This window comes from Gardnerella phocaeensis (assembly GCF_048545075.1).
Lineage (GTDB): Bacteria > Actinomycetota > Actinomycetes > Actinomycetales > Bifidobacteriaceae > Bifidobacterium > Bifidobacterium vaginale_J.
On the sequence record NZ_JBKQXS010000001.1, the window covers coordinates 542,159 to 556,098 of the forward strand.

General features: G+C 37.5%; 12 protein-coding genes and 2 pseudogenes. 10 read left to right on the forward strand and 4 right to left on the reverse strand.

The genetic code is table 11. The annotated features are described in order from the left end of the window. The first annotated feature begins 3 nt into the window (after positions 1-3). The 6 genes and pseudogenes from ACJV2T_RS02380 (at position 4) to sstT (ending at position 6,170) form a co-directional block, all read left to right on the forward strand. Entirely contained in the window at positions 4-1,410 is a 1,407-nt protein-coding gene (locus ACJV2T_RS02380) for a sensor histidine kinase (RefSeq protein WP_419399021.1), read from the forward strand. 528 nt (positions 1,411-1,938) lie between these two features. After that, a complete protein-coding gene (locus ACJV2T_RS02385; RefSeq protein WP_419399022.1) occupies positions 1,939-2,925 on the forward strand; it encodes a helix-turn-helix domain-containing protein in 987 nt (328 codons plus the stop codon). A gap of 21 nt (positions 2,926-2,946) precedes the next feature. Beyond that, positions 2,947-3,183 (forward strand): annotated as a pseudogene (locus tag ACJV2T_RS02390) (DUF4097 family beta strand repeat-containing protein); the annotation flags it as partial. A 375-nt stretch (positions 3,184-3,558) separates the two neighbouring features. Next, positions 3,559-4,065: a GNAT family N-acetyltransferase gene (locus ACJV2T_RS02395; protein ID WP_415683457.1), complete on the forward strand. Its 507-nt coding sequence runs from the start codon at positions 3,559-3,561 to the stop codon at positions 4,063-4,065. Between the two features lie 10 nt (positions 4,066-4,075). Further along, a pseudogene (locus tag ACJV2T_RS02400) lies at positions 4,076-4,689 on the forward strand (hypothetical protein); the annotation flags it as partial. Positions 4,690-4,913: 224 nt separating this feature from the next. Further along, complete coding sequence (sstT, locus tag ACJV2T_RS02405; RefSeq protein WP_415683458.1) at positions 4,914-6,170, forward strand: serine/threonine transporter SstT; 1,257 nt, start codon at positions 4,914-4,916, stop codon at positions 6,168-6,170. Between the two features lie 196 nt (positions 6,171-6,366). Here the strand turns inward: sstT and epsC are convergent, their stop codons facing one another. Next, on the reverse strand, positions 6,367-7,206 hold the full coding sequence (epsC, locus tag ACJV2T_RS02410) for a serine O-acetyltransferase EpsC (RefSeq protein ID WP_415683459.1): 840 nt from the start codon (positions 7,204-7,206) through the stop codon (positions 6,367-6,369). 115 nt (positions 7,207-7,321) lie between these two features. After that, entirely contained in the window at positions 7,322-8,254 is a 933-nt protein-coding gene (gene cysK, locus ACJV2T_RS02415; protein WP_415686957.1) for a cysteine synthase A, read from the reverse strand. Positions 8,255-9,297: 1,043 nt separating this feature from the next. Here cysK and ACJV2T_RS02420 point away from each other — a divergent pair. Next, on the forward strand, positions 9,298-10,869 hold the full coding sequence (locus ACJV2T_RS02420; RefSeq protein WP_419399023.1) for an InlB B-repeat-containing protein: 1,572 nt from the start codon (positions 9,298-9,300) through the stop codon (positions 10,867-10,869). Positions 10,870-11,036: 167 nt separating this feature from the next. On the opposite strand, the gene ACJV2T_RS02425 is transcribed toward ACJV2T_RS02420, so the two are convergent. Then, entirely contained in the window at positions 11,037-11,363 is a 327-nt protein-coding gene (locus tag ACJV2T_RS02425) for a type II toxin-antitoxin system RelE/ParE family toxin (RefSeq protein WP_415687772.1), read from the reverse strand. After that, positions 11,350-11,622 carry a type II toxin-antitoxin system Phd/YefM family antitoxin gene (locus ACJV2T_RS02430; protein ID WP_415687773.1) on the reverse strand — a complete coding sequence of 91 codons (273 nt, stop codon included), beginning with the start codon at positions 11,620-11,622 and terminating at the stop codon, positions 11,350-11,352. The genes ACJV2T_RS02425 and ACJV2T_RS02430 overlap by 14 nt, the downstream gene beginning before the upstream one ends. Positions 11,623-12,026: 404 nt before the next feature. On the opposite strand from ACJV2T_RS02430, the gene ACJV2T_RS02435 reads away from it, so the two are divergent. The 3 genes from ACJV2T_RS02435 to ACJV2T_RS02445 all read left to right on the forward strand — a co-directional run bounded on the left by ACJV2T_RS02435 (position 12,027) and on the right by ACJV2T_RS02445 (position 13,833). Continuing rightward, entirely contained in the window at positions 12,027-12,179 is a 153-nt protein-coding gene (locus ACJV2T_RS02435) for a hypothetical protein (protein ID WP_415683465.1), read from the forward strand. 20 nt (positions 12,180-12,199) lie between these two features. Beyond that, entirely contained in the window at positions 12,200-13,186 is a 987-nt protein-coding gene (locus ACJV2T_RS02440; RefSeq protein WP_415683466.1) for a DUF3137 domain-containing protein, read from the forward strand. 80 nt (positions 13,187-13,266) lie between these two features. Next, positions 13,267-13,833, forward strand: a complete 567-nt coding sequence (locus tag ACJV2T_RS02445) for a LemA family protein (RefSeq protein WP_419399024.1) — start codon at positions 13,267-13,269, stop codon at positions 13,831-13,833. Positions 13,834-13,940: the final 107 nt, after the last annotated feature.

Here is a 13,940-nt window from a genome sequence, read left to right on the forward strand (position 1 = left end):
AGAATGAAAAGCATACCAAAACTAATACAACGCTTTATAAGTATTTTTCTACTAAGCTCTGTGCTTATAGTATTAATGAATATTATTGCGTTTATTGTACTTATAGGGAATTACGCACCCGATAAAGAGATATCTCCTTATAGCATAGCAAAAGAGACGGGAGAAGCATTACAATTATCCGCAAGTGGGGATTATGCATTATCCAAAAATATGTCTTCCAAATTGACAAATTCTGGCGCATGGGCAATTCTGATTGATAATAATACGTTGAAAGTCGTATGGAAAACAGAAAATGTTCCTGCGGGTATTCCAAACGACTATACTTTGTCTGATATAGCTAATTTGAGCGTTGGTTACATTGATGGTTATCCAACTTACACTGGCAAAAATAAGGATGGAGTTGTAGTAGTCGGATTTCCGCACAACAGCTTTTGGAAACATACGCGACCAAGTTGGAACTACAGTTTAATCTCAAATTTTCCGCAGATTGTTTTAAGCGTATTATTTATCAACATTTTGCTGATTCTTGGAATTTATTTAATAGCTAATATAAAACTACTAAAATCAATTAATCCGATTACAAAAGGGATACAACGTTTATCTAGTGGAGAAAGCGTGCATATTCCAGAAACAGGAGCGCTTTCAGAAATTTCATCTAACATAAATTCTGCTTCCGATATTTTGCAAATACAAAAAGAACAATTGAGAAAAAAGGAGACTGCAAGAGCAAATTGGATAGCTGGGGTTTCGCATGATATTCGTACGCCGTTATCTATGGTTATGGGATATGCGGGACAGTTAGAAAATTCTCTACATATTTCGCAAGAAGATCGTAAAAAAGCGACGATGATTATTAAACAAAGTGCCAGAATGAAGAATTTGATTAATGACCTTAATCTGGCTTCAAAACTTGAATACAATATGCAACCAATTATGAAAAAAGAAGAAAATGTTGTTGCTGTTGTTAGGCAAGTTGTTGTGGACTTTATAAATATGAGTATGCAAGATGAGTTTTCGATTAAATGGGAAACGGACGCAGAATTGACTGTTTGCAATATTAATGTAGACAAAGATTTATTAAAACGAGCAATATCTAATCTTATTCAGAACAGCATATCTCATAATGAAAATGGGTGTACGATTTATGTATCCGTTGCTGCAAATAATAATAATAATTGTATTATTTGTGTTGAAGATAACGGTATAGGTGTTTCAGATGAAAAAATCGAAAAGCTTAATCATGAACCGCACTATATGATTTGTGATACAAGTACTGCAGAGCAACGGCATGGTTTGGGTTTGCTGATTGTTCAGCAGATTATTAACTCTCATAACGGAACGGTTGATATAAGTAAAAGCAAACATGGTGGGCTTAAGGTCTCTCTAACGATACCGCAGGCTTACATATGAATCAATCTTGTGTAACATGCATGAACGACCGTTTAATTTAATATATTGCCCTTTTACATTTCCTTGATAGAAGAGCTGAATTAAACCATTTATAAGCCGTAACAGCGTTGTTTTTTCGCTAGCCAAACCCTTAAATTGTGGGATATAGGCAAACAGTTTGCGGTATGTGTTCATTAGAGCTCCTTTTTGGAATTAGCCCTTTTGGGTGGCAAACTTCGCCGCCTAGAGAATTTGCAAAAATGCGCAAATCTCTGACGCAAAGTGTCTCGAATAGAAAGCCGATGGCGAACTTTCGTTCCGACGATTGGCGAACTTTCGTTCCGACGATTGGCGGCATCAGTGAAGATGATTAGAAAGCGCGGTGCAAACATGAGAGAAAACGAATTGGCGGTCGGTTGCGCTCATTTGTCGGCAGAAATTGCGCTTTTAAAGGCAATTGCCAACTGCACTTGCTACTACGCAACTGCTGTTTCAGCTATAATTTCACCATAATCATGATGAATTCTAGTTTGAAATGGAGATGTTTTTATGATTTTAGCAGATAAAATATTGGAACTGCGTAAACAAAACGGTTGGTCGCAGGAAGAATTGGCGGACAAATTGGGCGTCAGTCGCCAAGCTGTTTCCAAATGGGAAGGCGCACAAAGTATCCCAGATATGGAACGGATAATTGCATTGAGCCGTTTGTTTGGTGTTAGTACAGATCTTCTGGTAAAAGATGAAATTGATGTTATGGGGAAGAACGTCAATGCAGATGAAAATGCCTGCCAGGAAGAAGCCGGCGTTCGCATGCGAGTAATTGAGTTGGAAGAAGCCTCTGCTTATATTGCTCACAGAATATCATTTGCCGCCTATGTTGCTCTAGGCGTTCTTCTTTGTATTCTGGCGGCAATCCCGTTGGTTGGCAGTGATCTTTTGCTTTCTCACACAGTAAATGCGCAAGTCGGTAAAACTATGGGCTTAGCATTCAGTGTTGCGATTATTACCGTAGCTGTAGCTATTTTTATTATTCAGAGTTTCCATGGAAAGCGTTATCAATATTTGGAAAAAGAGGACTTTGAAACGGCTTACGGCGTTGACAGTGTGCTCAAAGAACGCTTGGAACGTTTCATGCCGTCGTATGTGCTACGGACGGTCAGCGGTGTCGTTTTATGCATGGCTGCCTTTATTTTTCTTATAATTTCGGATATAGCGCCGAAATTTTATCAACTTTCATCCGGCTTTTTTGTAGTTATCGCTATTGCCTTAGTTGCAGCAGCTGTTTATTTATTCGTACAGGCGAATATTGTCCGCTCGTCCTATTGCCGTTTGCTGCAACCGAAGAAAAAGATTGTCTATCCTGCAAAGATTAGCTTATTCCTCCAAGCTTACTGGCTTATAATTGTCTGCATTTATTTAGCCTACAGTTTCATCACGTCCGATTGGGGAAAAAGTTGGATTGTTTGGCCGTTGGCTGCATTGACTTACGGAGTAATAGAAGTAGTGCTCAAAGCGTGGAGGCTAGGAAAGAAATAAGTGACTTTCAGCGTCGATTTTGTGGCGAATAATGTTAAGGCTGTTGCTTCTTGCATGGTGGATACGTTAAATGGTACGAGTGTTTTAGAAGGAGAAGTACCTAAGGATGCATGTCTTGAAGTAGTTTGTGAGGATGGTATTAGCGAGGTTTCTGATAAGAATAAAGCTAATCTTGGTTGTAATAATCTTGGGCGCAAAACAGATGGATATGCTCACTATGCTGTGCACTGCTTGAATGGAAAAGCTGTAGTGAAGTAAGCTGCTTTAGGTTCGCTTCTCGCGTTTTTTAGATGCAATTTTGCTATTTTGCTGTCGAGTAGTTGTGCGATTTAGTTGCTTATATTTTGGGGAACAAAACGGTGTAAAAATAATAAAAAAGTTCCCTACATTATTTGATTATTGGGGAATAACCCTATTTTTCTAGTAAAAGCTGTGATTTATGGAAAAGAAAAATTTTATGGATGCGAAAACCCTATACTAATTGGAAAAATAAAAAATTTTTCTTTAATAAAGCTTGTATGTGTGGTTTTTTTTAATAGTAATACTATTAAAGCTAAACAGACTATTATGGATTCTAATTTTAATAGAATTGCATTCTTATTAGAATTGCATATTAAAAAATAAGGAGCACGTATGCGACTAATTAGACCAGATAGTAAATATATCCAAGGTTATATAGAGGCAAATGAAGAAGATGAAATTTTTAGGCCGAATGCTGAAAGACGTTTTATAAACCCTGAGACAATTGTAGAGAGTTCTTATAACTATGAACATGGTATAAATTTGCCTGAAAATTATGTTAAAGCTACTACATTTTGGCTGATAGATAATGAAAAATTTATTGGTGAAATTAATATTAGGCATGAATTAAATTCTTTTTTAATTAACTATGGTGGTCACATAGGGTACGAAGTTAGGCAATCTGAATGTATGAAGGGCTATGGAACAAAAATGCTTTCTATGGCACTTACATATTGTAAAGAGACTTTGAGTCTACATAAAATTTTGATTACATGCGATGATGACAATATCGGATCAATAAAAGTTATAGAAAATAATGGTGGAATTTTAGAAAACAAAGTGAAAAATAGCTTATCAAGAGGAAACGTTACAACAAGAAGGTATTGGATTAATATATAGAGGAGAGATGATGAGTGAGACGAATGTAAGGCCAGTGCTTTTCAAGCATGCTTTTTGGGGTCATGTGATTACAGAAACTGTTGCTAGCATTTGCACGCTGATTATTGCGTTGCTCGTACAACAGTTCATAGGGCGCCGCGTACTAGGTTGGGAAACTGTGGTCATACTCGCGTTGAGTGTTGTGGTGTTTTCGCTGCTAAGTACAGCGTATCTGCAGTGGGATAGGCATCGTAGACCGGATGACGGGTCTGGTGATTTGCTTATTGGAATCATCGATTTTGTGCTCAGGCTGCTGGTGACTTCTGGTATTGCTTTATTGCTTGTTTCAAATACTACACTGCTAAGCATTATTATTGGCGCAGCGGTTACTAGTGTGTTGCTGTTTGTTTTTGAAAAGCCTTGGAAGCCAGGTATGACGGATGCGCAATTACAGGAAGCTTCACAGAAAGCTGTTGAGCTTGGCGTTCAAATGCTTGAAGAAGAACGCGTAAAGCGCGAGAGGTAAGCAACATGATTGCATTACAGCATGCGAGCGCAGGTAAAACAGACACTTCTAGAGGTGTGTCTTTAACGTTCTCCTCGTTAATTGTTGTTGGTATTGTTACCACGTACGTTCTGACCTTATTTTACAAAATAGTTGCCAAACACTAGCTATGCAGATTAGACGATTAATGACGATTAATAAGGACTATTTTTAAGCAAAAAGCATTGCTAAAATGCTAAAACTTAACGATTTGCATATATATGCATCCTTATGTATAATCTTTAAAAAATAAAAATCTTGCAAGTGCTAATACACGTAAAAGAGTATAAAACATTCTGCACAAATTACTATACAGGAGACTCTCATGCACAAGATTATTCAAAAATGGAATAACATTGACCTTATTTTACGCATTGTAATTGGTCTTTTTCTCGGTGCTGCGCTTGGTATTTTTGTGCCAGCTCAAGTCTATGTGCTAGATCTTATGGGAAAACTTTTCGTCAGTGCGCTTAAATCTGTTGCGCCAATTTTGGTATTTTGCCTAGTTATTGGTGCGCTTGCGCAAGCAAAAAGTGTTGGCAATATGAAATTGGTAATAGGGCTGTATGCGCTATCTACGTTTACTGCAAGCCTTGTAGCTGTATGTGCGGCTATGATTTTCCCTGTTGATTTTACTTTTGCTCATGTTGCAGCAGCGTCTTCTCCGTCTCCTCAAGGAATTGGTGAGGTGCTTAATTCACTTGTGCTAAATATTGTTGTTAATCCTGTAGACGCTCTCGTTAAAGGTAACTTTATTGGTATCCTCTTCTGGGCAATTGCTTTCGGTGTTGCGTTACGTTTAGCTGAGCCTTCTACTAAAGCATTTTTCGATAACGTTTCATCTGCTATTGGAAAAATTGTCCACTGGATTATTAACGCAGCGCCTTTTGGCATTATGGGTCTTGTCTATACAACAGTTGCAAGTAACGGTCTTCGTATTTTTAGCGAGTATGGTTTCGTTATTGCTTTGTTAGTAGGCACTATGGCTGTTGTTGCTTTGATTCTTAATCCTATTTTGGTTTTCGTGCTTACTGGCAAGAATCCGTATCCTCTTGTTTTTAGGACTTTGCGCGATTCGGGTGTTACAGCGTTCTTCATGCGTTCTTCTGCTGCAAATATTCCTGTGAATATGAATTTGTGCGAAAAGCTTGGATTTAACAAAGACAATTACTCTGTTTCAATACCGCTTGGTTCAACTATTAATATGAGTGGAGCTGCTATAACTATTTCTATCATGTCTTTGTGCGCTGCTCACACGCTTGGTATTAGCGTTGATATTCCAACTGCTGTGATTCTTTCTGTGCTTTCTGCAGTTTCTGCTGCAGGCGCATCCGGTGTAGCTGGTGGTTCGCTTTTGCTTATACCTCTTGCATGCTCGTCGTTTGGTATTTCAAACGATATCGCTATGCAAGTAGTTGCTATTGGTCTTATTATTGGCGTTATTCAGGATTCTTGCGAAACTGCACTTAACTCTTCCACGGATGTTCTCTTTACTGCGGTTGGCGAATATCGCATGTGGCAGCGTGCAGGTCTTAAGTTTACGATGGGCAAGGATCATGAGCCAGTGCAGCTTAAAAAGTAGCTGTTGCTAGTGTTGCTAGCTTTTGCTAGTTTTTGCTAAGTATTCTTGTTAGTGCGCGTTCTGACGTTCTTACGTTTTTATGAGCGCGCACTTTTATTATATTTGGATGCTTATTATATTTGGATGCTTATTGTAAATGAATCTAACAGACGTGCAAATAAAATAGTAGAAGTGAAATCAGTATTTTTAGCGTGCATTAGGCTTTAGGGAAGTGGTAGGTTGTGTTTGCAGGAATGCTGCGGTTGATCCACGCATTTGCTGCGATTATACTTCCGCTTCCGATTGTTGTTTCGCCGCCAAGAATAGTAGCATTTGCGTAAATTACTACGTTGTCGCCAATATTTGGGTGCCGCTTTCCGCCTTTTATAGGATTTCCGTCCTCGTCTAGCGCAAAGCTTTTTGCACCAAGCGTTACTCCTTGGTAAAGCTTAACGTGTTCACCGATTACAGTTGTTTCGCCGATTACAATGCCAGTTCCGTGATCAATGCAAAAATATGCACCAATTTTTGCTCCTGGATGAATGTCAATTCCGGTTTTTCTGTGAGCATATTCGCTCATAAGTCTAGGAATTAGCGGCACGTTAAGCTCGTAGAGTGCGTGAGCTGTGCGGTGAATAAGCATTGCATAAAACCCGGGATATGCGAGCGTAACTTCTACTTTGCTTTTGCAAGCAGGATCGCCTTCGTATATTGCTTGAATATCTGTTAAAAGTAACTTTTTAATTGCAGGAAGCGTGCTTATAAATTGATTGCAAGTTTCTCGAATTTTAACTGTGTCGTTTGTGTAGCATTGAAGTTCGTGGAATATAATGCGTTCTATAGTGTCTAACGCATTTGAGGTAACAGTATTTAAAGTAGCATTGAGTTGCGTAGTATCGTTGCTTACATTGTGAGCATGCAACTCAGGCAAAAGTAATACCTGAGTCGCATGTATGAGCGCAATAATATTTCGGTAATTAGGTATGAATGTAGCTTGCCTTATATCAGAATCATGAATTGAGTTGAGTTTGTTTATAAGGTCAAGGCGATCATTCATGCATTTCTCCTATTATTCTCTTGCTTGTTTTATTAGAGTGTTAGAATGTGCGCTTATAAATCTACTAAACGCGCACTTTCAAAACATCATTTATTATTATCATTATTGCATAGCATTATTCTGCAAACAAAGGCGTTGACAAGTATCGGTCGCCTGAATCTGGAAGTATTGCAACAATGGTTTTGCCCGCATTTTCTTCTCTTTTTGCTTCTTGAATTGCTGTCCAAACCGCAGCTCCAGAAGAAATGCCTACTAGCACGCCTTCTTTTTTGCTTATAAGCTTGCCGCTTTCAATTGCGTCTTCATTTGTTACATGAGCAATGCGATCGTAAATGTTTTGGTTGAGAACATCTGGCACGAATCCTGCGCCGATTCCTTGAATCTTGTGTGCTCCTGGTTTGCCGCCTGCAAGCACAGGAGAGTCGGCTGGCTCAACTGCAATTACTTCAAGATGCGGATTTTGTTCCTTTAAATATGTGCCAGTACCGGTGATTGTACCGCCTGTTCCAACGCCTGCAATCAGAATATCCACGTTTCCGTCAGTGTCTTGCCAAATTTCTGGACCGGTTGTGTTGTAGTGTGCGTGCACGTTTGCTTGATTGGTAAACTGTCCCGGAGTCCACGCGTTTGGCGTGTTTTCAACGATTTCTTTCGCTTTTGCAATAGCGCCTTTCATTCCTTCTGCAGCAGGAGTGAGTACGAGTTCTGCTCCGTATGCTTTCATAAGTTTTCGGCGTTCAATAGACATGCTTTCTGGCATCACAATAATGCTTTTGTATCCTTTTGTTTGTGCAATCATTGCAAGGCCAATGCCAGTGTTTCCGGAAGTTGGCTCAACAATTACTGAGCCTGGCTTGAGAGTTCCTGCGGTTTCTGCTTCTTCAATCATCTGCTTTGCGATGCGGTCTTTTACGGAACCTGCTGGGTTGAAGTATTCGAGTTTTACTAGGATTTTTGCTGTTAGATTGTACTCTTTTTCAATGTGAGTAAGTTCCAGAAGTGGAGTGTGGCCTACGAGTTCTTGCACGGACTTGTAGATGTTAGACATAATATTTCCCCTTACTTGTTTGTTGTCTTACTTGTTTGTTTTTTGTTGTTTGTTTTGTTTAATTTGTTTAATTTTGTTTATTTTTAATTTTTAAAAAATAATTTTATTAATAAAGCGACTTCTGCTTATTGGTTGTTTCTAAAAATGCCATTTATTCGTTTTAATATTTAATCCGTATTAAATTGTTATATTTTCAAGATTTTATATTCGAATTTTGGCATAAAAAAAAAGAAACAGCGCGCTGTTTCTTGAATCGTAATTTGCTGTGTTTTAACGTAAATGCTTTTAACACAGGCTAGATGTTATGCATATTTAATGCTTGCAAACATCATTTCGATTAAGAAATGCGCAACAACATACGTTATAACAACAACAATTTGTCATCATATTTGTATGATACATGTGCACTCCTTTACTCGTCGAAATGGTGATAAGTGATGACTATAGCGAATGGATTTTAGTTTGTCAAACTTGATTTGTGTTTGTCATACCTTGATATGTACACCTTTTCTGCGCGAGTGTCTGATTTTGCTTGTTTTGGGACACTGGTGCAGTTGGTGTTATGTGCGAGTGTCTCTGTTTGGCGTAAGTAGTCATTAAGCGCGAATTTGCGGCGATTGGGTACTTTAGGATTTGGTAGTGTGTTTTGAGTTTATTGATGCAGTACATAGCACTGGAATTTGCCAAGTTTGTTTGTTATAATTCCGCATGTTAATTCGGTAACGGAGGTTGACAAACTGAGATTATGAAAAATATAATCCTCGACAGACAGACAGACAGACAGACAGACAGACAGACAGACAGACAGACAGACAGACAGACAGACAGACAGACAGACAGACAGACAGACAGACAGACAGCGTGATGCTGTCTTTTTTGTGACATAATTTTTTATAATTTTCACTACTTTATGCCTTATTTATTTTGCATTGAAATAGGTGAGTGGTTCTGCATATTTATATGCATTTTAGCGTGATTTACTCTATATAAATTTTCGAAATTAATAAAAATTATTATTGCGATAATTGTTAGTTTGGTTTGAAATGAAAATGAATAATAAAAGAATAAAAAAAGTTATTAGTTTAGTAGTCGCTTTTGTAGCTACGATTGGACTTTTTGCAGGGGCAGTGACCGCACAGGCTGCTGGTACAGTAACTGCAGACGTAAAGAAATATCCGTTTTTACTTGATATGGACATTGCCCAAGATCCTGGGTTTGGTCACATTCATCCAGGTGCTACAGGGCAACTCGAATCAAATATTGAAAGCATGTGGAAAAATCTTCCGATAACCGTCGAGGATGAAAAGGGAAATAAAACCACAGTACCCAACAAGCTAGAATCTAACTTTCAGCGTTTTGTTGGCAATTTTGCAGAAGGGCAAAAACTAACAATAACGATTGATACAAAGGGTATTCCTGAAGGCTATCATATTTCTCATGATATGGATCGCGCATATATTCCAGCAAAAGGCTACTCTAAATTCACCGTTACGTATAAACTCGACGATGGTAAGACCATACCTCTGCGAATTTCGTTTGGAAAATTGAACGTGAAATTCGATCTTAAGGGCGGAAATATTGGCGGTAAAACAGATCCAATCGTCAATACAGTAAAAACAGATAATACGGTTGATTTTCCAGATAACCCAACAAAAAAGGATTTGGTGTTTGGAGGGTGGTATACCGAGCTTCCTAATATTAAAGCTTACCAACAGCGTGGCATTGTAGGCAAACGCTACTACTGGAATAAGAAGTCACTGTTCTCGGATTACAACTGCGATTTGGTGCAGTGGAATGATAAGCAATTAGATCCTTTGGGTGACTATCAATTTTTACTTCGCGCACAGTGGAATGCAAAAGTTTCGTTTGATGCAAACGGCGGAGCGTTTCGCAATGGAAAACAAAAAATAAGTGCTTTAAGACGGCAAGGTTTGAAGGTTAAACTATTAAATGCTCCTACGCGCGAAGATTATCAGTTCTTAAACTGGGTGGATGCTGCTGGTAAAGCCTACAAGCCTGATGATATGTATGCGTTGAATGCTAATACTGCGTTTACTGCTCAGTGGGAGCAGATTCGAAGCATTGTTACATTCAAGGATGGCGATAAGACTCAAACGGTAAAGGTGGAAACTGGTAAGGCTATTGATTCTGATGCGTTAACTGATCAGTCAATGCCTAAGAATCCAACTAAAGATGGCTACACGTTTAAAGAGTGGAATACTAAGGCGGATGGTAAAGGTACTGCGTTTACTGGTAAAACCACAGTAAATAGTGATACGACTGTATATGCCATTTTTACGAAGAATCCTGTGTCTGAGCCAACGCAACATCCTACTTCAAATCCGATTCCGTCAGCATCTTTTGAGTCTGAATCAGGCTCGGAGAGTCCGGTTACAGTTCCTGAATCTCAAACTCCTGAATCTGTGAATAAGATAGAACATGAATCTGTGAAATCGCCTGTTGTTGAGCATAAGGCTGAAAAGCATGTTCCAGATATGCCTAAGTCTGGTGAGTCAGCTTCGGTTGTTGCATTTATTTCGGCTTTAGTCTTTGCGATTGCTGGTTTTGTGGTTGTGAGAATGAGGAGAATGTTTGAAGCAAAATCCGGAAGATAACTAGCGTTTACTTGTGAAAGTTGAAGTTTACGCGCTTTTATAAGACTTCGTAAAGTCTTATAAAGTAAACGCAAGGCGGCCTTGACTAGTTGATAGTTAAGGCCGTTTTTTATTTACTACCGATCTTGTATATCTCACTGACATGTGCGTATCTCAATAACTTTAACTTACAATATGTCAACCCAGTTTTGTATAGCATGAAGTATTCTATGCACCATAACTGTTTTGTTTTCTTCGCAAATTTTATAGAAGATTACATATTTTTTAACGAAACATCTTCTAAAGTTTTTGCTACTTAGGTAATCATCGTTCACCAATCGGTATCGATATGGCATTGTGGATAGGCTTGAAACAGTGGCTTCTACGTTATCGAGGAATTCGGATGCTGTAATTGGGGAGTCTAGATTGTGCGCAATGTAATGAACTATGTCTTGCAAATCTTTGTGGTAACTTTGCGAAACGATTATTGCGTATTTTTGGTTATTTTTCGCCATTGTTGAGTTCTTCTCTTAAGCTTCGCATTGATTCTTCAAAAGATAATGTGCGATTGTTGTTAAAATCAGACTCGCTTTGAGATAGTGACCTGTATAGTTCATATTTGCTCATGAACTTGTTGAATAAGTCGATGCTCATTACTGCTAAGTCTCCGCGACCGTTTTTTGTAATGAAAACTGGCTCTTTTGTTTCGTGGCAGAATGTTGATATCTCGTTGTAGTTATTGCGTAAATCTGTGCTTGACTTAATAGTTGGCATCGTGTGAGTCCTTTGAGATGATTGTTATTTTATTGCTTTTGCTTTGGCTTTTGGTTATTTTATTATTTTTTTTTGAATTAGCTTATCTAGTTTTACTTTATGTACACAAATAAATTATCAAACTAGTTTAATGTAATCTAAAGATATTATATGATTATTTCTTTAGATTATTGCCTTTATAGTTTCGATTTTCATGATTTTAGTAGCCAATCGTTGCAAAATTGCAGTGATTGGGTAGTTTTTCGGCGATATGACCTGCTTTTGCGCTATATTTAATGAATTACGCTGTTACTTGCAATGCTTTCTTTGCTTTAAAATTTTGCAAAATAAATCTTAGTAAAAATCTGTTTTTATTTAATGATTTTGTGTAATTTAGATTGTATAGAGTTAGAGAAAAGGCATATATGGAACAGTTTAATCAGCATGACTCGAATGATCGAGATGACTATGAATATAATGATCAGAATCAGCCAATCCCAAACAATGATACTGTAAATTCAAATGCCTACAACGTTGTGCATAGCGATTCGCAAAATATGTCAAAGTATTCCGAGTGATTTTATAAAAGGGAGATGACATGAATGTAAAATATGGTAGCGTATTTACAAATCCAGAAGTTTTAAACAGACTCGCGCAAATAGAACAATCTCCCCAAATACAAGGAAAATTAAGTGCTTTAAAAGAAGGCGTAAAAAATAACTCTTTTGATCCAGTTCGTTTAATTCCATTAATACCGGTAGTAATGGTTTTAGGCACTTTGTATAACTATTTCCCAAATATTGATTACTCTCGTTACAAATATTATTTGCTAATAGTAGGTGTTTTTGTTGTTTGCTTTGCAGGTAAGTTTTTTGTAAATAATAAGGTTGATGTAGACGCGCTATACGATGATAATGTTTTAACGCCGATTTTGAATGCGATTCTGCCTGGAACAGTATTAAACAATTCCGAAGGAATTGACAGCAGCATTTTTAATAATCTTCTGCCAATATCTAGTAGGTATTATTCAAGTAAACACATAATTTTTGGCGATGAATTTAAAACTGAATTTTCAAATATGCAAGCAATCCACTTTTCTAGAAGTGAAAGTGGAAAAACTGTTAAAAAAACGGATTTTATTGGGCAAGTCTTGTTAATAAACTCAAAAACCAACATAAATGGCCACATTAGAATCGTCCCCGTTACTGGAAAGAACTTTATGGGACAAAAATTAAATGGATACTATGGTAAAAAAACGAAAGAGGAGAGCGAAGCTCAAACAGAATCCATTGAATTTAATAACTCCTATTCAATCTTTTCTACAGACGATTTTTATACAAAGCTTGTATTAGATCCAAGTTTTATAGAAGCATTGAATAATTTGCAAAAAAGAATGAGAGTTTGCATATATCTAGATAGCGAGCATATTATTGCAGCCTTTGATTCTGGTAGGTATTTATTTGGTGCTCCAGGAAAATCTGGAGTAGAAAACTTATCTTTAATAAGAGAATATGCAAAATTTAGAGATATTTTGGCTGAGTATTACGAAATAATTAACGTAATTAGAGATAAATTACAAAAGTAAAAATTACAAAAGTAAAAACTAGTAAATTGCAATACTAGCGAACTAAAAAAGTAGAAAATACTAGAACTAAAGGAGACGTTATGGGTGACGTTATGGATGAGAACACTGTGCTAATTTGTATTGCAATAGTGCTTGTAGTGCTTATTGCTTGGTTTATTGGCAATTTAAATAGATTAAGAAAATATAGGGTGATTATAGAAGAGTCACAGAAAAACGTTGACATTGCGATTGCCAAAAGATACGACACGATTTGCCAAATGCTTAAAGTTGCGCAGTCGTTTGCAAAGTATGAAAAAACGACATTAGTGGATTTGGTTAGTTTAAGAGAGGGATTGGGTTCAGCGGATTCTAGTTCGGCAATAAAAAACCAGAATCATGCAATAGGGAAGATTTATGCTTTGGCGGAAGCTTATCCGGAATTAAAGTCTTCTGAACAATTTTTGAACTTGCAGGAAGAAATAAATGACGAAAATGAGCAGCTGGCGGCGGCAAAAAGAATTGTTAATAGTAATATCAGTACTCTTAATCAAAATATCGTTACCTTCCCAGTCTCGCTTATTGCAAGCCTAAGCGGAATAAAGCAGATGGATTTTCTTAGCGAGGATGATTTAAGCAATAAGAAGAATATCGATAACATATTGGGTTAGTGAAAATGTTTAGCTAGATAGCATATCTCAAGTGGCCAATCGTTGTAAATTTGCAGCGATTGGCTACTTTGCGATTGGTTGATTTGTGATTGGTTGATTGGTGCTTA

Coding starts and splice junctions, on each gene's coding strand:
- ACJV2T_RS02380 (WP_419399021.1), top strand. CDS start 4: ATGAAAAGCATACCAAAACTAATACAACGCTTTATAAGTATTTTTCTA.
- ACJV2T_RS02385 (WP_419399022.1), top strand. CDS start 1,939: ATGATTTTAGCAGATAAAATATTGGAACTGCGTAAACAAAACGGTTGG.
- ACJV2T_RS02395 (WP_415683457.1), top strand. CDS start 3,559: ATGCGACTAATTAGACCAGATAGTAAATATATCCAAGGTTATATAGAG.
- sstT (WP_415683458.1), top strand. CDS start 4,914: ATGCACAAGATTATTCAAAAATGGAATAACATTGACCTTATTTTACGC.
- epsC (WP_415683459.1), bottom strand. CDS start 7,206: ATGAATGATCGCCTTGACCTTATAAACAAACTCAACTCAATTCATGAT.
- cysK (WP_415686957.1), bottom strand. CDS start 8,254: ATGTCTAACATCTACAAGTCCGTGCAAGAACTCGTAGGCCACACTCCA.
- ACJV2T_RS02420 (WP_419399023.1), top strand. CDS start 9,298: ATGAAAATGAATAATAAAAGAATAAAAAAAGTTATTAGTTTAGTAGTC.
- ACJV2T_RS02425 (WP_415687772.1), bottom strand. CDS start 11,363: ATGGCGAAAAATAACCAAAAATACGCAATAATCGTTTCGCAAAGTTAC.
- ACJV2T_RS02430 (WP_415687773.1), bottom strand. CDS start 11,622: ATGCCAACTATTAAGTCAAGCACAGATTTACGCAATAACTACAACGAG.
- ACJV2T_RS02435 (WP_415683465.1), top strand. CDS start 12,027: ATGGAACAGTTTAATCAGCATGACTCGAATGATCGAGATGACTATGAA.
- ACJV2T_RS02440 (WP_415683466.1), top strand. CDS start 12,200: ATGAATGTAAAATATGGTAGCGTATTTACAAATCCAGAAGTTTTAAAC.
- ACJV2T_RS02445 (WP_419399024.1), top strand. CDS start 13,267: ATGGGTGACGTTATGGATGAGAACACTGTGCTAATTTGTATTGCAATA.